This window comes from Isoptericola maris, from assembly GCF_048065335.1.
In the GTDB taxonomy this organism is placed as follows: Bacteria; Actinomycetota; Actinomycetes; order Actinomycetales; family Cellulomonadaceae; genus Isoptericola; species Isoptericola rhizosphaerae.
Window position 1 is genome coordinate 622359 of record NZ_JBLUNY010000001.1, and the last position, 15253, is coordinate 637611.

Genomic DNA, 15253 nt, shown 5'->3' on the forward strand with positions numbered 1-15253 from the left:
GGGGATCAGCCGCCGGAGACGCTCAGCTCGGCCTCGCGCAGCTTCGCCTCGAACTCGGCGTCCAGCTCGCGCGAGTCCAGCCAGCCGTAGGGCAGGTGCGGCTTCTTCGGCGTGCCGGCGCGCCCGCGCGGCCCTTCGGCGTCGGCCCCCGGGTAGCCGAGCGTGAGGTCGAGCGCGTCGAGGAGCGTACGCAGCTCGTCGAGCGTGGACACCATCGCCAGCTCACGGCGGGTCTCGCCGCCGACGGCGTAGCCCTTGAGGTACCAGGCCATGTGCTTGCGCAGGTCGCGCATCGCCTTGGACTCGTCGCCGTCGTAGTAGGAGATCATCAGCTCGCCGTGGCGGTGGATCGTCCCGGCCACCTCGCGCAGACCGGGCCGCACCCGCTGGTCGGAGCCGTTGAAGGCGGCGGCCAGATCGGCGAACAGCCAGGGGCGGCCCTGGCAGCCGCGGCCGACGACGACACCGTCGGCGCCGGTCTCGCGGACCATGCGCAGTGCGTCCTCGGCGGACCAGATGTCACCGTTGCCGAGCACCGGCACCGTGGTCACGGCCTCCTTGAGGCGAGCGACAGCGGACCAGTCCGCCGTCCCGGAGTAGTGCTCCGCCGCCGTGCGGGCGTGCAGCGCGACGGCGGCCACCCCGAGGGACGCGGCCGTCCGGCCGGCGTCGAGGTACGTCAGGTGGTCGTCGTCGATGCCCTTGCGCATCTTGACCGTCACGGGGACGCCGTACGGCTCGGCGGCGTCCACGGCGGCGCGCACGATGTCGCTGAAGAGCTGCTTCTTCCACGGCAGCGCGGAGCCGCCGCCCTTGCGGGTCACCTTGGGGACGGGGCAGCCGAAGTTGAGGTCCACATGGTCCGCGCGGTCCTCGCTCGCGATGATCTTCACGGCGGCGCCGACGGTCGCGGGGTCGACGCCGTAGACCTGCGCCGAGCGCGGCGTCTCGTCGTCGCCGAAGGTGACGATGCGCAGCGCCTCGGTGTTGCGCTCCACGAGCGCCCGGCTCGTGACCATCTCCGCCACGTAGAGCCCCGGGTCGAACCCGGTGGAGCGGCCGGCCTCGCGGCACAGCGTGCGGAAGGCGCGGTTGGTGACGCCGGCCATGGGTGCGAGGACCACGGGCGTGCCGACGGTGATCGGCCCGATCTGCAGCGGGGGCAGCACGCGCGTGCCCGACGACGGAGCCCCGGTCGCGCTGGCGGGCTGCGGCGTCGTCGTGCTGACGGGTTCGAGCGTGGAAGTCACATCCGCCATTGTCGCAAACGTCTCCCGGCGACACCGGGCCGTCAGAGCCTCCCGGATGCGTGACACCGGTCACCGGACGATCGCTCGACGTGCCAGCACCGCGAACCTGTGACACGTTCGGAACATGTCGCGACAAAAACTGTCGTGACGGACGAAGGAGGTCGACATGCCCCTCTGGCTGATTCTGATCCTGATCGGCGTGGTGCTGGTCATTCTCGGTGTTGCGACCGAGATCGGGATGTTCCTGCTCTGGATCGGCGTCGCGGTCCTGGTCGTCAGCCTCGTGCTGGCGCTCATGAGGCGCGCCAAGACCTGATCGTCGTCTTGACGTGCTCCCGCCCGAGTGCGGGAGCAGAACGGGGGCCGTCCACTCGGGACGGCCCCCGTTCGCGTGCTCGGGCGGATCAGCCTCAGACGCCGGGCATCCGCTGGGCGAGGTAGCCCGCGACCTGGTCGAGCGCGACACGCTCCTGGGCCATGGTGTCCCGGTCACGGATCGTGACGGCCTGGTCCTCGAGGGTGTCGAAGTCGACCGTCACGCAGTACGGCGTGCCGATCTCGTCCTGACGGCGATACCGCTTGCCGATCGCCTGGGTGACGTCGTGGTCGACGTTCCAGTGCTGGCGCAGCTCGGCGGCGAGCTTGTCCGCCGTGGGCAGCAGGTCGGCGCTCTTGGACAGCGGCAGCACGGCGGCCTTGACCGGCGCGATGCGCTTGTCGAGACGCAGCACGGTGCGCTTGTCGACGCCGCCCTTGGTGTTGGGGGCCTCGTCCTCGGCGTAGGCCTCGACGAGGAACGCCATGAGCGACCGCGTCAGGCCGGCGGCCGGCTCGATGACGTACGGGAAGTACTTCTCGTTGGTCACCGGGTCGCGGTACATCAGGTCCTTGCCCGAGTGCTTCGCATGCGTGCTGAGGTCGAAGTCGGTGCGGTTCGCGATGCCCTCGAGCTCGCCCCACTCGCTGCCGGTGAACCCGAAGCGGTACTCGATGTCCACGGTGCGGGTCGAGTAGTGCGAGAGCTTGTCCTCGGGGTGCTCGTACAGGCGCAGGTTCTCCGGGTCGATGCCCAGGTCGGTGTACCAGGCCATGCGCGTGTCGATCCAGTACTGGTGCCACTCGGCGTCCGAGCCCGGCTCGACGAAGAACTCCATCTCCATCTGCTCGAACTCGCGCGTGCGGAAGATGAAGTTGCCGGGCGTGATCTCGTTGCGGAACGACTTGCCGATCTGCGCGATGCCGAACGGCGGCTTCTGCCGCGACGCGGCCGCCACGTTGGCGAAATTCACGAAGATGCCCTGCGCCGTCTCGGGGCGCAGGTAGTGGCGGCCCGACTCGTCCTCGACCGGGCCGAGGTACGTCGAGAGCATCATATTGAAGTCGCGCGGCTCGGTCCACTCGCCGCGGGTGCCGCAGTTCGGGCAGGCGATCTCGGCGAGCCCGCCCTCGGGCGCACGGCCCTTGCGCTCGGTGAACTCCTCGATCATCTGGTCCTCGCGGAACCGCTTGTGGCAGCTCAGGCACTCGGTCAGCGGGTCCGTGAACGCTCCCAGGTGGCCGGAGGCCTTCCACACGGGCGTGGGCAGGATGACGGCCGAGTCCAGGCCGACCACGTCGGGCCGCCGGGTCATGGCCTTCCACCACTGCCGCTTGATGTTCTCCTTGAGCTCCACGCCCAGCGGGCCGTAGTCCCACGCGGAGCGGGTCCCGCCGTAGATCTCGCCGGACTGGAAGACGAACCCCCGGCGCTTGGCGAGGGAGACGACGGCGTCGAGCTGGGCGGTCGCGGATGCAGCCACGGATCACTCCTGAGGTCGACCCCGCAGGTGGCTCCTGCGGGGCGGGTGTGCACGGTAGGACGGCGCCTGCGAACGGACGACGGCGCCGGTCTGCCAGCCTACCGGGCGGGGCGGAGCGCAGCCTGCGACCCGACTGCTGACACACCTGATCGAAGAGGGCGCCACCGTGATCGAGCAGGAGTGCGGCTCTCGCGATGTCGAGCACGATCGGGCCGTGGAGGAGCTCACCTCCTTGGCCGCCTTCTACTCGAAGGGATACCTGGACGACGTGCGTGAAGGGTGGGGCGAGTGATCGTCGCCGACGCGAACGTCGTGATCGCCGCAGCCCAACCGGACCACGTCCACCACTCAGGTGCCCGACGCATCGTGCGGGAACACGGACTCGAGCACATCGCGATGCACTCCCTGACCCTCGCCGAGCTCCTCGTCGGCCCGGCCCGCGTGGGTGCTCACGCCTCAGTCCGCGCGAAGCTCGCCGAAGCCGGGTTCGCGCTCTCCCCTCAGGGCGACCCGGCGCCGGAAGCGCTCGCCGTGGTGCGGGCCGAGACGTCGTTGAAGATGCCTGCCGCATGCGTGCTCGCACTCGCCGAGCACCTCGACGTCGCTCTCGCCACCTTCGACCAACGCTTGGCCCGCGAGGCCGGGGCGCGTGGGAGGCACGTCTACGGACTCGAGTCGGGCTACCACGCCTGACACTCGGCGCGCAGCGTGACGAACGCCCCACCCGACCTCTTTGACAGAGGTTCCTGCCAAGGCTGAGAATGGTTCTCATGCCCCGACGCCTCGCGCTGCCCGTCGCAGCCGCCCTGCCCCTCGCTCTCGTCCTGGCCGCCTGCGGCACCGACGGTGTGGGTACCGGAGCCGACGGCACGGGCGACGGGATGCAGGTGCTCGCCTCCTTCTACCCGCTGCAGTACGTGGCCGAGCAGGTCGGCGGCGACCTGGTGAGCGTCGACAACCTCACTCCCCCGGCCGCCGAGCCGCACGACCTCGAGCTCGCGCCCTCCCAGGTGCGCGAGGTCGGTGACGCCGACCTGGTCGTCTTCCAGTCCGGGTTCCAGCCGGCCGTCGACGAGGCCGTCGAGGCCCGCGCCCCCGAGCACGTGGTGGACGCCGCCGAGCTCGTCACGCTGGAGGAGAACCCCGGGTCCGCCGAGCACGCGGACGAGGAATCCGGCGACACCCACGATCACGGCAACACCGACCCGCACTTCTGGCTCGACCCCACCCTGCTGATCCCCGTGGCCGACGAGGTCGCCACCGAGCTCGGTGGCGCTGACCCGGACAACGCCGCCACCTACACGGCCAACGCGGACGCCCTCCAGGCCACGCTCGAGGACCTCGACACGGAGTACGCCGCCGCGCTGGAGCCGTGCCAGGGCGAGACCCTCGTGACGAGCCACGCCGCGTTCGGGTATCTCGCCGAGCGGTACGGGCTGTCCCAGATCGGCATCTCCGCCCTCGACCCGGAGGCCGAGCCGTCCCCGGCCCGCCTGCGCGAGATCGGCGACGTCGTCGCCGACAACGACGTGCGGACCATCTTCACCGAGACCCTCACCAGCCCGAAGGTCGCCGAGACCCTCGCCGACGACCTCGGCGTGACCACCGCCGTCCTGGACCCGCTGGAGGGCCTGTCCACCGACGCCGCGGAGTCCGGGGCGGACTACCTTTCTGTCATGGACAACAACCTCGCCGCCATCACCGAGGGGCTGGGCTGCGCGTGACCTCTCCCGTCATCGATGCCCGTGACGTGCACGTACGCCTCGGCGCGAGCCACGTGCTGCGCGGCGTGGACCTGCGCGTCGACGCCGGCGAGGTCGTCGCCCTCCTGGGCGCCAACGGGTCCGGGAAGTCGACCCTCGTGCGCACCGTGGTCGGCGTCCTGACCCCGTCGCAGGGCGAGGTCAGCATGCTCGGCCATCCGCTCGGCAACGGCGTGCCCTGGCACCGCATCGGCTACGTCCCCCAGCGGGTCAGCGCCGCCGCGGGTGTCCCGTCGACGGCGGCCGAGGTCGTCGCCTCCGGGCTGCTGCACGGCCGCCGTCTCGCCCTGCCCCGCGGCTGGCGGAGCCGGGCGCGCGACGCCCTCGACCAGGTCGGCCTCGCCGACCGCGCCGACGACGCCACCAGCCAGCTCTCCGGCGGGCAGCAGCAGCGCGTCCTCATCGCCCGCGCCCTGGTGCGCGAGCCCGAGGTGCTCGTGCTCGACGAACCCGTCGCGGGCGTCGACCGGCCCAGCCAGGAGGCGTTCGCCGCCACCATGACGCGGCTCGTCGGCAGCGGCCTGACCGTGCTCGTCGTCCTGCACGAGCTCGGTGAGCTCGCCGGTCTCGTCACCCGCGCCGTCGTGCTGCGGCACGGCAAGGTGGTGCACGACGGCGCCCCGCCCCGCCCGCACGGCGCCCACGACGCCACGGGCCACGAGCACGTGCACCCGCACACCTCGGAGCTGCCCGTGCAGACGCCGGAGGTCGGCCTCTCCGACGGCCCCCTCGGTACCGGATCGACGGAGGCGGGCTCGTGAGCGAGATCGGCCTCATGCTCACCGACCCCCTCATGCAGCGGGCGCTCGTCGCAGCCCTGCTCGTCGGCGTGAGCGCGCCCGTGGTCGGCACCTACCTGGTGCAGCGCCGGCTCGCGCTGCTCGGTGACGGCATCGGGCACGTCGCCCTCACCGGCGTGGCGCTCGGCTGGCTCGTCGGGGCGGCCCTCGGCCTGGTGCCGGACGACGTCCTGGCCATCCCGGGCGCCGTCGTGGCCGCCGTCGTCGGCTCCGTCCTCATCGAGGTGGTCCGACGGCGCGGGCGCACCTCGGGCGACCTGGCCCTGGCCATCATGTTCTACGGAGGCATCGCCGGCGGCGTGCTCATCATCGGGATCGCCGGCGGCTCCTCGGGAAACCTCATGGCCTACCTGTTCGGGTCGATCTCGACGGTGACCAGCACCGACCTGATCCTGACCGTGGTGCTGTGCGCCCTCATCCTCCTGGTGGGCGTCGGGCTGCGGCCCGCCCTGTTCTCCGTGAGCCTCGACGAGGAGTTCGCCATCTCCTCCGGCCTACCCGTCTGGGCGCTCAACATGGCCGTCGCCGTGCTGGCGGCCCTCACCGTCACCGTCGCGATGCGCGTCGTCGGGCTGCTGCTCGTCTCCGCGCTCATGATCGTGCCCGTCGCGATCGGCCAGCTCGTCACCCACTCGTTCCGGCGCACCATGGCCGTCGGCTCGGTGATCGGGGTCGTCGTGTGCGTCGTCGGGCTCAGCATCACCTACTGGTACCCGGTCTCCCCAGGTTCCCTCATCGTGGTCCTGGCCATCGCGGTGTACGCGGTCGTGGCAGGCTTGCACCCGCTGCTGGCCCGCCGCCGGCCGGCACGCGACCCGCACCCCGACATCCCCGACGACGTCGAGGTGGGGACCACCAGCGAAGCAGGAGAGTGCGAAAGATGACCCAGCAGCTGCGCATGACCAAGCAGCGAGCCGCCGTCGCCGGCGCGCTGGACGCCACCGACGAGTTCCGCAGCGCCCAGCAGCTGCACGAGCAGCTGCGCGACCGCGGGGACGCCGTCGGCCTCGCCACCGTCTACCGGACACTGCAGGCGCTCGCCGCCGGCGGCGAGGTGGACGTGCTGCGCACCGACGACGGCGAGGCCCTCTACCGTCGCTGCGCGCGGACCGAGCACCACCACCACCTGGTGTGCCGCTCCTGCGGCCGGGCGGTCGAGATCGACGGGCCCACCGTCGAGTCGTGGGCCGCGCAGGTGGGCGCGTCGCAGGGGTTCACGGACATCGAGCACACGGTGGAGCTCTGGGGCACGTGCACCGACTGCCGACCGTCGGCAGGCAGGAAAGTTAGGCCAGGCATACCTCAGTAGGGCATGATGGCGGCATGCTCGCCGCCCTGACCGCCACCGCGACCGACGAGGTCGGGCGCCACGGCGTCTTCACGCTCGAGGGTTTCCCGTTCTGGGCCGTGTACGTCATCGCGTTCTGCATCGTCATGGCTCGCGCCCAGGCGACGTACTGGCTCGGCCGCGGCGTCGCCCGCGGCATGGGCGGCACCCGAGTGGCACGGCTGCTGGCCTCCCCGCGCGCCGTCCAGGTGATCGACCGCATCCACCGCTGGGGGCCGGCGGCGGTGACCGTGTCCTTCCTCACCGTGGGCATCCAGACCGTCGTCAATCTTGCGGCCGGCTACCTGCGCATGCCGCTCGGGCGCTACCTCATGGCACTGACCCTCGGCTGCCTCCTCTGGGCGGCCATCTGGACCACCGTCGGCACCGCCGTGGTCTACGGCGCGATCCTGCTGTTCCTGCTCGACCCGGCAGCCCTCGGGGCTGCCGGTGCGCTCGCGATCGGGCTCACCGCCTGGCTGTTGCGCCGCCGTCGGGCCCGGGCGGGCGCGGCACGCCCCGTCGCCGCTGTCGAGGCGGCGGCCGAGCGGGGCTGACCTCTCACGGGCCGGACGGGTGCGTGAGCACCCCGAGGCCTGTGTCAGACTTAGGCAATGCTTACCTCACCACCGGTCACGTCCTCGGACGCGGCCCGTCAGGTGGGACAGCGGACCCGTCGCAAGATCGCCGCCTGCGCGGTCGCCCTCGGAGTGCTGGCCCTCATCGTGGTCGCGAGCCTCGTGCTCGGCGTCCGCGACGTCTCGCTGCCCGTCGTCTGGGAGGCACTCACCGCCCCCGCAGCCGGCAACGTGGACCACCAGGTCATCATGGGCCAGCGCGTCCCCCGGGCCCTCGTCGGCCTCGCCGCCGGCCTCGCCCTCGGCGTCACCGGAGCCGTCATCCAGGGCGTCACCCGCAACCCGATCGCCGATCCCGGGCTGCTCGGGCTGAACTCCGGAGCCTCGCTCGCCGTCGTCTGCACGGTCTGGCTGCTCGGGCTGACGGCGCCCTCGCAGTTCGTGTGGTTCGCCTTCCTGGGCGCCGCGGCCGCCGCCGCTCTGGTGTTCTCCATCGGCTCCGGACAGCCGGTGAGGCTCGCCCTCGTCGGCGCAACCGTCACCGCGCTGATCACACCGCTCATCACCCTCGTGCTGCTGCGCGACCCGCAGGCCTTCAACCTCTACCGGTTCTGGGCGGTCGGTTCACTGACCGGCCGCGGGCTCGAGACCCTCCTGGTCGTCCTGCCCTTCGTCGCCGCCGGCACCGTGCTCGCCGCAGGGCTGGCACAGCGGCTCAACATGCTCGCCCTCGGCGACGACGTCGCCCGCGGGCTCGGCCAGCGGGTGGGCGTGACCCGGGCCGTGGCCGGACTGACGATCGTGCTCCTGGCCGGCTCCGCGACGGCGCTCGCCGGCCCGATCGCCCTCGTCGGCCTCGCCGTCCCGCACGCCGCCCGGCGCCTCGTCGGCACGGACTACCGCTGGATCCTCGTGCTCTCCGCGCTGCTCGGGCCGGTCATGCTGCTCGGCGCCGACGTCATCGGCCGCCTGCTGCTGCCCGGCACCGAGCTGGAGGCCGGAGTCGTGGCGGCCGCGATCGGCGCCCCGGTCCTGGTCGCGGTGGCACGTGGCCGCAAGGTCGCGGGGGTGTGAGATGACTGTCCTCACCGCGGCCCAGGACGTGCGCAGCCGTCGCCACCGCCGCAGGGTCGCCGTGCTCGCCTCCCTCGCCGTGCTCGTCGTCGTCCTGACCACCTTGGCACTCACCCTCGGCGCCGCCTCCCTCCCACCCGGGCGCGCGCTGCTCGCCCTGCTCGGGATCGGCGACGACGGCGACCTGTTCGTCGTCCAGCGCCTGCGGCTGCCCCGGGTCGCCACCGCCCTGCTCGCCGGCGCCGCGTTCGGCCTCGCTGGCGCGCTCTTCCAGTCGACCCTGCGCAACCCGCTCGCCAGCCCCGACATCCTGGGGATCGCCAGCGGCGCCTCGGTCGGTGCCGTGGCGGTGCTGCTGGGCCTCGGCATGTCGGGCCTGGCCGTCTCGGTAGGGGCGTTCGTCGGGGCGGCCACCATCGCCCTGCTCATCTGGTTCTTCGCCTGGCGCCAGGGCCTGCACTCGATCCGGTTCGTGCTGGTCGGCGTCGGGTTCGCCTACCTGGCCTCCTCCGTGCTGGCGTGGATGCTCGCGAGCGCCGGGGAGCGCGACGCCGCCGCCGCCCTCGTGTGGACCGTCGGGAGCGTCGCGGACGTCCGGGGCGCCGAGCTGGCCGTCCTGGGCGGCGGGTTGGTCGCCCTGACCGTCGCCGCCGCTGTCGTCTCCCGCTGGCAGCACCCGCTCGCTCTCGGGGACGACCATGCGCGCGGCCTGGGCGTGGCCACAGACTCCGCCCGCGTCATCACCCTCCTCGTCGCCGTGGGGCTCGTTGCCCTGGCCACCGCGACCGTCGGGCCGCTCGCGTTCGTCGCGCTGGTCGCACCGGCCATCGCCCGCCGTCTCACCGACGACGGCGGGCCTGCCCTGTCCGTCTCCGTCGCCACCGGTGCCACGCTGGTCCTGGCTGCCGACATCGTCGCCCAGCACGGTCTGCTCGGGGTCGCCGCCCCGACCGGCATCGTCACGGGCATCGTCGGCGCCCCCTACCTGCTGTGGCTGCTCGCCACCCACGAGAGAAGAACTCGCGCATGATCGACATCCCGCACGGCATCGACGTGGCACGCGCCTCCGACGCCCCGAACGGCCCGAGCACCCGAGCCGGCGACCTCTCGGCGCACGGCGTGTCCATCGGGTACGACGGCCACCCGGTCATCGACGAGCTCGACCTCACGCTGCCCCATGGCGTGGTCACGGCGATCGTCGGGCCGAACGCCTGCGGCAAGTCCACGCTCCTGCGTGGGCTGGCACGGCTGCACCCGCTCACCGCCGGTCGCGTGACCCTCGGGGACCGCGACGTGACCGGGATGCCCCGCAAGGAGCTCGCCCGCCTCGTCGGCGTCCTGCCGCAGTCGTCGATCGCCCCTGACGGCGTCCGGGTGGCCGAGCTCGTCTCCCGCGGCCGCTACCCCCATCAAGGCTGGTTCGGGCGGCACAGCAGCGACGACGACGTCGTGGTGCAGCGCTCGCTCGAGGCGACGGGCGTGGCGGACCTCGCCGACCGGCCCGTGGCGGAGCTGTCCGGCGGCCAACGTCAGCGCGTGTGGATCGCGATGGTGCTCGCCCAGGAGACCGACGTGGTGCTCCTGGACGAGCCGACGACGTTCCTCGACGTCACCCACCAGGTGGAGCTGCTCGACCTGCTGCACGACCTCAACCGCGAGCGCGGCACCACGGTGGTGATGGTGCTCCACGAGCTCAACCTCGCCGCCCGCTACGCCGACCACCTGGTCGTGATGAGCGCGGGACGGGTGGTGGCGCAGGGGGCTCCGGCGGAGGTCCTGGACGAGGCCACGGTGCTGTCGGCCTTCGGGCTGGACGCCCGGGTCGTGCCGGACCCGGTCGCCGGCAGCCCGATGATCGTGCCTGTCGGGCGGCACCATCGGCCCGACGGCACGCCGGCTCCGGACGGGTCGACCGAACCGACCTCGTGAGCGACCTCACATCACCGATTGCTCACGAAGCGGTCTCCAGGGTTCCACGTCGTGAGCCAGTGAGGTTAGCCTTGCCTCATTAGCCGTCCCTCGCGCTCCGAGCGCGAGCAACCGAGGAGTACCCGTGCGCCTTCACCGTTCCCTGACCACCGCCGTCGGTCTCGCCGCCGTCGGCGCGCTCGCCCTGTCGGCCTGCGCGTCCGATCCCTCCACCGAGGCGGGCACGACCGAGGCGACGGCGGCGACCGGAGGCGCTACCGACGAGTTCCCCGTCACCATCACCCACGCGCTGGGCGAGACGGTCATCGAGGCCGCGCCCGAGCGGGTCGCGACGTGGGGCTGGGGCTCCACCGAGGCCGCCCTCGCCGTCGGCGTCACCCCCGTCGCGGTCGCCGAGCAGTCCTGGACCGTCGGTGAGGGCGCCCTGCTCCCCTGGGTCGAGCAGGAGTACGACGACCTCGGCGTCGACCACCCCGCCGTCCTCACCGACGCCGAGGGCGGCGCCACGGTCCCCTACGAGGAGTTCGTCGAGGCCGACCCGGACCTCATCCTCGCGCCATACTCGGGCATCACGGCCGAGCAGTACGAGGTGCTGTCGGACATCGCCCCGGTCGTGGCCTACCCCGACACCCCGTGGACCACCCCCTGGGACGAGGTCATCACGACGACGGCCGAGGCCCTGGGCCGCTCCGACGCCGGTGAGCAGGTGCTCGCGGACGTCGACAGCTACATCGGCGACCTGGCCGACGAGCACCCCGAGATCGAGGGCAAGACCTTCGCCGCGATCGTCGACTCCCCCTCCGAGGGACTCGTGTACGTCTACACGCCGGCCGACCCCCGTGTCGGGATCCTCGAGGGCCTCGGCGTCATCTCGGCACCGTCGGTGACCGAGCTCGACACCTCGGACGGCGGGTTCTTCTACACGCTGTCCTACGAGGAGCTGGACAAGCTCGAGTCCGACTTCCTGGTCGCCTACACCTACACCGAGGAGGAGGCCGCCACCTTCGGCGAGGGCGAGGAGCTCCAGGCGATCCCGGCTGTCGCGGCCGGCGACGTGGTCAAGGTCGTCGGCAACGTCGCCGTGTCGTCCGTCTCCCCGCCCACCGCGCTGTCCTACGACTGGGCCGACGGCGTGCCCGCGATCGTCGACCAGCTCGCCGAGATCTACGGCTGACCGACCTCTGACGCCGGCCGGACGAACCCGCCGCACGATCGTCGCCTTCCCGAAGTGGAGCGCCCCCAGGGCGCGTGAACGCGATCGTGCGGCGGGTTCGTCCGGCCGGCGTCGATGTGTCAGGTCGTCGACGCGGCGTCCACCGCTCCCCCGTAGCGACGGTCGCGCCGGGCGTACTCCTCGACCGCACGCCACAGGTGCCGCCGGTCCACGTCCGGCCACGGCTCCGGCAGGAACACCAGCTCCGCGTACGCGGCCTGCCAGATCATGAAGTTGCTGGTGCGCTGCTCGCCGGACGAGCGCAGGAACAGGTCGACGTCCGGCAGGTCCGGCTCGTCCAGGTACTTCTGCACCGTCTTCTCGGTCACCCGGTCCGGGTTGATCCGGCCCGCCGCCGCCTCCCGGGCGATCGCCGCGGCCGCGTCCGCGACCTCCGCGCGGCCGCCGTAGTTGACGCACATCGTCAGCGTGCAGCGGTCGTTCTCACGGGTCATCTCCTCCGCGACCTGCAGCTCCTTGATCACCGAGCCCCACAGCCGCGGACGGCGCCCCGCCCAGCGGATCCGCACGCCCCACGACGACATCTCGTCCCGCCGTCGGCGGATGACGTCGCGGTTGAAGTTCATCAGGAAGCGCACCTCGTCGGGCGAACGCTTCCAGTTCTCGGTGCTGAAGGCATACGCCGAGACGTGCTTGACGCCGATCTGCACCGCGCCCGCGACGACGTCCAGCAGCGACTTCTCGCCCTCCTTGTGACCCTCGACGCGCGGCAGGCCGCGCGCGTTCGCCCACCGCCCGTTGCCGTCCATCACCACGGCGACGTGGTTCGGCACGAACTCGGCCGGGATGGCCGGCGCAGTGGCTCCGGACGGGTGGGGGTACGGCTCGGCGTACTGCTGCGGGGCGCGGGGCATCAGGCCTCTCTCTCGATCATGCGCAACGAGCGCAGGGTGCGCTCGAGGTAGAACTGCGAGTAGGCGGCCACCAGCCCGGCCGCCTCGGAACGGTGCCGCCGGTCCGCAGCGTCGGCCACGGCCCAGTCCCCGGCGAGCAGAGCGGCCAGGAGCGTGAAGGTCTCGGGCGCGGGGGCCGTCGCCCCGGGCGGGCGGCAACGCAGGCACACCGCCCCGCCCTGGGCGACCGCGAACGCGTGGTGCGGGCCCGGCTCGCCGCACCGGGCGCAGTCGGTGAACGACGGCGCCCACCCGGCCACCGACAGCGCCCGCAGCAGGTAGGAGTCCAGCACGAGGCCCGGCGCATGGGCACGGCCGGCCAGGGCGCGCAGCCCGCCGGCCAGCAGCCAGTACTGCTGGACGGCGGGCTCGTGCTCCGCGGCCACGAGTCGGTCCGCGGCCTCGAGCATCGCGGCACCCGCCGTGTACATCCCGTAGTCCGCGCAGATCGCGCCGGCGTACGCGCCGAGCGTCTCGACCTGGGTGACCGAGTCGAGGCTGCGACCGGTGTGCAGCTGGACGTCGACCGCCATGAACGGCTCCAGGCGCGCGCCGAACCGCGACGAGGTGCGCCGCACCCCTCGACCGACCGCCCGCACCTTGCCGTGCTCGCGCGTCAGGAGCGTGATGATGCGGTCGGCCTCACCCAGCTTGTGGGTGCGCAGCACGATCGCGTCGTCTCGGTACAGGGGCACCGTGCCATTGTCCCAGGTGCGGCCGACACCAGACGGCGGTCAGCGACGCTCGGCGCGGTTGACGGCCGAGACGATCGCCTTGAGCGACGCCGTGGTGATGGACGGGTCCACGCCCACGCCCCACAGCACGTCGTCGCCGACGGCGCACTCGACGTAGGCGGCCGCCGAGGCGTCCCCGCCCTCCGACAGGGCGTGCTCGGTGTAGTCCAGCACCCGGACGTCGAGGCCCACGTGGGCGATCGCGTCGACGAACGCCGCGAGCGGCCCGTTCCCGGCGCCCGTCAGCGTGTGCTCCTCGCCCCGGTCGACCACGTCGACCTCGAGCAGCGTGGCGCCGTCCTCCGCCGACGAGGTCCGCGTGCGCCGCAGACGCAGCCTGCCCCAGGGCTCCAGGCCCGACGTCGCGTCGACGGGCAGGTACTCGTCGGAGAAGATCCGCCAGATGTCGGCGCCCGTGACCTCCTTGCCCGCCGTGTCCGTGTGTCGCTGCACGGCGGCCGAGAACTCGATCTGCAGACGCCGCGGCAGCTCCAGGTGGTGCTCGGTCTTGAGCAGGTAGGCGACGCCACCCTTGCCGGACTGGCTGTTGACCCGGATCACGGCCTCGTAGGAGCGGCCCAGGTCCTTGGGATCGATCGGCAGGTAGGGCACGCCCCAGGTGAGGTCGTCGACGTCCTTGCCCTCGGCCTCGGCACGGGCCGCCATGTGGTCGAAACCCTTGTTGATCGCGTCCTGGTGCGAGCCGGAGAACGCCGTGAAGACCAGGTCGCCCACGTACGGGTGCCGTTCGTGGACCGGGAGCTGGTTGCAGTACTCCACCGTCCGGCGGATCGCGTCGATGCCGCCGCCCACGGTGAAGTCGATCTGCGGGTCGATGCCCTGGCCGAACAGGTTCATGCCCAGCGTGACCAGGTCGACGTTGCCGGTGCGCTCGCCGTTGCCGAACAGGCAGCCCTCGATGCGGTCGGCGCCGGCCTGGTAGCCCAGCTCGGCCGCGGCGACCGCGGTGCCGCGGTCGTTGTGCGGGTGCAGCGACAGGACCACGTTCTCGCGGTACTTCAGGTTCCGGCTCATCCACTCGATGGAGTCGGCGTACACGTTGGGCGTGGCCATCTCGACGGTGGCCGGCAGGTTGACGATGACCGGGCGGTCCGCCGTCGGCTCGAGGACGTCAAGCACCTCGTTGGAGATCCGTGCGGCGAACTCGAGCTCGGTACCGGTGTAGGACTCGGGCGAGTACTCGTAGTAGACCGTGGTCTCCGGGACCGTCTCCTCGAGCTTGCGGCACAGCCTGGCGCCCTGCAGCGCGATGTCCACGATGCCGTCCATGTCGGAGCGGAAGACGACCTCCCGCTGCAGGATCGACGTCGAGTTGTAGATGTGCACGATCGCCTGCTTCGCGCCACGGATCGCGTCGTAGGTGCGCTCGATGAGGTGGTCACGGCACTGTGTGAGCACCTGGATCACGACGTCGTCGGGGATCCGGTCCGACTCGATGAGGGTGCGCACGAAGTCGAAGTCGGTCTGGGAGGCCGAGGGGAACCCGACCTCGATCTCCTTGTATCCCATCCGCACGAGCAGCTCGAACATGCGCAGCTTGCGCTCCGCGTCCATGGGCTCGATGAGTGCCTGGTTGCCGTCCCGCAGGTCGACCGCGCACCAGCGCGGCGCCTTCTCGATCCGACGGTCCGGCCACGTGCGGTCCGGCAGCTCCACGGTGATCTGCTCGTGGAACGGTACGTAGCGGTGGTACGGCATCCCCGAGGGGCGCTGCGGGTTGGCGGCGGCGATCCCGGTGGTGTTCGGTTCGGCAGTCTGCATCAGGGGTGTCCTTCGGTGTGGGGCTCACGATCGGCCGGCGCACCACGATCCACCGCGGCGAGGTTCCGGCCTCTTAGTAGGCCTCGCCGC

At 72.0% G+C, this 15253-nt stretch carries 17 protein-coding genes; 12 read left to right on the top strand and 5 right to left on the bottom strand.

Annotated elements, in window-relative coordinates:
* Nucleotides 1–5: 5 nt before the first annotated feature.
* Nucleotides 6–1259 (bottom strand): tRNA dihydrouridine synthase DusB, encoded by a 1254-nt coding sequence (dusB, locus tag ACH5HR_RS03140; RefSeq protein ID WP_416476196.1) that lies wholly within the window; start codon nt 1257–1259, stop codon nt 6–8.
* A gap of 157 nt (nt 1260–1416) precedes the next feature.
* On the opposite strand from dusB, the gene ACH5HR_RS03145 reads away from it, so the two are divergent.
* Nucleotides 1417–1566, top strand: coding sequence for a hypothetical protein (locus ACH5HR_RS03145; RefSeq protein WP_402371258.1), 150 nt, complete (start codon nt 1417–1419; stop codon nt 1564–1566).
* A 94-nt stretch (nt 1567–1660) separates the two neighbouring features.
* On the opposite strand, the gene ACH5HR_RS03150 is transcribed toward ACH5HR_RS03145, so the two are convergent.
* Nucleotides 1661–3049 (bottom strand): glycine--tRNA ligase, encoded by a 1389-nt coding sequence (locus ACH5HR_RS03150; protein ID WP_416476198.1) that lies wholly within the window; start codon nt 3047–3049, stop codon nt 1661–1663.
* A 166-nt stretch (nt 3050–3215) separates the two neighbouring features.
* Between ACH5HR_RS03150 and ACH5HR_RS03155 the strand changes: the two genes are divergently transcribed.
* The 11 genes from ACH5HR_RS03155 (at nt 3216) to ACH5HR_RS03205 (ending at nt 11694) form a co-directional block, all read left to right on the top strand.
* The gene (locus tag ACH5HR_RS03155) at nt 3216–3341 is read left to right on the top strand and encodes a hypothetical protein (protein ID WP_402371252.1); all 126 of its coding nucleotides are present in this window, start codon (nt 3216–3218) and stop codon (nt 3339–3341) included.
* A complete protein-coding gene (locus ACH5HR_RS03160) occupies nt 3338–3742 on the top strand; it encodes a type II toxin-antitoxin system VapC family toxin (RefSeq protein WP_402371250.1) in 405 nt (134 codons plus the stop codon). The genes ACH5HR_RS03155 and ACH5HR_RS03160 overlap by 4 nt, the downstream gene beginning before the upstream one ends.
* A 77-nt stretch (nt 3743–3819) precedes the next feature.
* Nucleotides 3820–4773 (top strand): metal ABC transporter substrate-binding protein, encoded by a 954-nt coding sequence (locus tag ACH5HR_RS03165; protein ID WP_416476200.1) that lies wholly within the window; start codon nt 3820–3822, stop codon nt 4771–4773.
* Nucleotides 4770–5573, top strand: coding sequence for a metal ABC transporter ATP-binding protein (locus ACH5HR_RS03170; RefSeq protein ID WP_416476201.1), 804 nt, complete (start codon nt 4770–4772; stop codon nt 5571–5573). Before ACH5HR_RS03165 ends, ACH5HR_RS03170 begins: the two co-directional genes overlap by 4 nt.
* Before the next feature lie 14 nt (nt 5574–5587).
* On the top strand, nt 5588–6496 hold the full coding sequence (locus ACH5HR_RS03175; protein ID WP_416476407.1) for a metal ABC transporter permease: 909 nt from the start codon (nt 5588–5590) through the stop codon (nt 6494–6496).
* Nucleotides 6493–6921: a Fur family transcriptional regulator gene (locus tag ACH5HR_RS03180; protein ID WP_402371242.1), complete on the top strand. Its 429-nt coding sequence runs from the start codon at nt 6493–6495 to the stop codon at nt 6919–6921. Before ACH5HR_RS03175 ends, ACH5HR_RS03180 begins: the two co-directional genes overlap by 4 nt.
* A gap of 14 nt (nt 6922–6935) precedes the next feature.
* Nucleotides 6936–7496 carry a DedA family protein gene (locus ACH5HR_RS03185; protein ID WP_402371239.1) on the top strand — a complete coding sequence of 187 codons (561 nt, stop codon included), beginning with the start codon at nt 6936–6938 and terminating at the stop codon, nt 7494–7496.
* Between the two features lie 57 nt (nt 7497–7553).
* Nucleotides 7554–8591: a FecCD family ABC transporter permease gene (locus ACH5HR_RS03190; RefSeq protein ID WP_402371236.1), complete on the top strand. Its 1038-nt coding sequence runs from the start codon at nt 7554–7556 to the stop codon at nt 8589–8591.
* A 1-nt stretch (nt 8592) separates the two neighbouring features.
* Entirely contained in the window at nt 8593–9621 is a 1029-nt protein-coding gene (locus ACH5HR_RS03195; protein ID WP_402371233.1) for a FecCD family ABC transporter permease, read from the top strand.
* A complete protein-coding gene (locus ACH5HR_RS03200) occupies nt 9618–10520 on the top strand; it encodes an ABC transporter ATP-binding protein (protein ID WP_416476204.1) in 903 nt (300 codons plus the stop codon). Before ACH5HR_RS03195 ends, ACH5HR_RS03200 begins: the two co-directional genes overlap by 4 nt.
* A gap of 124 nt (nt 10521–10644) precedes the next feature.
* On the top strand, nt 10645–11694 hold the full coding sequence (locus tag ACH5HR_RS03205) for an iron-siderophore ABC transporter substrate-binding protein (RefSeq protein ID WP_402371229.1): 1050 nt from the start codon (nt 10645–10647) through the stop codon (nt 11692–11694).
* A 119-nt stretch (nt 11695–11813) separates the two neighbouring features.
* On the opposite strand, the gene ACH5HR_RS03210 is transcribed toward ACH5HR_RS03205, so the two are convergent.
* The 3 genes from ACH5HR_RS03210 to leuA are packed head-to-tail and all read right to left on the bottom strand — an operon-like array spanning nt 11814 to nt 15163.
* On the bottom strand, nt 11814–12608 hold the full coding sequence (locus ACH5HR_RS03210; RefSeq protein ID WP_416476205.1) for an isoprenyl transferase: 795 nt from the start codon (nt 12606–12608) through the stop codon (nt 11814–11816).
* The gene (gene recO / locus ACH5HR_RS03215; protein WP_402371225.1) at nt 12608–13342 is read right to left on the bottom strand and encodes a DNA repair protein RecO; all 735 of its coding nucleotides are present in this window, start codon (nt 13340–13342) and stop codon (nt 12608–12610) included. The genes ACH5HR_RS03210 and recO overlap by 1 nt, the downstream gene beginning before the upstream one ends.
* Before the next feature lie 39 nt (nt 13343–13381).
* On the bottom strand, nt 13382–15163 hold the full coding sequence (gene leuA / locus ACH5HR_RS03220) for a 2-isopropylmalate synthase (RefSeq protein ID WP_402371222.1): 1782 nt from the start codon (nt 15161–15163) through the stop codon (nt 13382–13384).
* Nucleotides 15164–15253: the final 90 nt, after the last annotated feature.

What these genes read in the sequence shown, in the direction of transcription:
- leuA (WP_402371222.1), bottom strand. Translation starts at nt 15,163, where the DNA reads ATGCAGACTGCCGAACCGAACACCACCGGGATCGCCGCCGCCAACCCG.
- ACH5HR_RS03175 (WP_416476407.1), top strand. Translation starts at nt 5,588, where the DNA reads ATGCTCACCGACCCCCTCATGCAGCGGGCGCTCGTCGCAGCCCTGCTC.
- ACH5HR_RS03210 (WP_416476205.1), bottom strand. Translation starts at nt 12,608, where the DNA reads ATGCCCCGCGCCCCGCAGCAGTACGCCGAGCCGTACCCCCACCCGTCC.
- ACH5HR_RS03190 (WP_402371236.1), top strand. Translation starts at nt 7,554, where the DNA reads ATGCTTACCTCACCACCGGTCACGTCCTCGGACGCGGCCCGTCAGGTG.
- ACH5HR_RS03200 (WP_416476204.1), top strand. Translation starts at nt 9,618, where the DNA reads ATGATCGACATCCCGCACGGCATCGACGTGGCACGCGCCTCCGACGCC.
- ACH5HR_RS03185 (WP_402371239.1), top strand. Translation starts at nt 6,936, where the DNA reads ATGCTCGCCGCCCTGACCGCCACCGCGACCGACGAGGTCGGGCGCCAC.
- ACH5HR_RS03195 (WP_402371233.1), top strand. Translation starts at nt 8,593, where the DNA reads ATGACTGTCCTCACCGCGGCCCAGGACGTGCGCAGCCGTCGCCACCGC.
- ACH5HR_RS03145 (WP_402371258.1), top strand. Translation starts at nt 1,417, where the DNA reads ATGCCCCTCTGGCTGATTCTGATCCTGATCGGCGTGGTGCTGGTCATT.
- ACH5HR_RS03180 (WP_402371242.1), top strand. Translation starts at nt 6,493, where the DNA reads ATGACCCAGCAGCTGCGCATGACCAAGCAGCGAGCCGCCGTCGCCGGC.
- ACH5HR_RS03165 (WP_416476200.1), top strand. Translation starts at nt 3,820, where the DNA reads ATGCCCCGACGCCTCGCGCTGCCCGTCGCAGCCGCCCTGCCCCTCGCT.
- dusB (WP_416476196.1), bottom strand. Translation starts at nt 1,259, where the DNA reads ATGGCGGATGTGACTTCCACGCTCGAACCCGTCAGCACGACGACGCCG.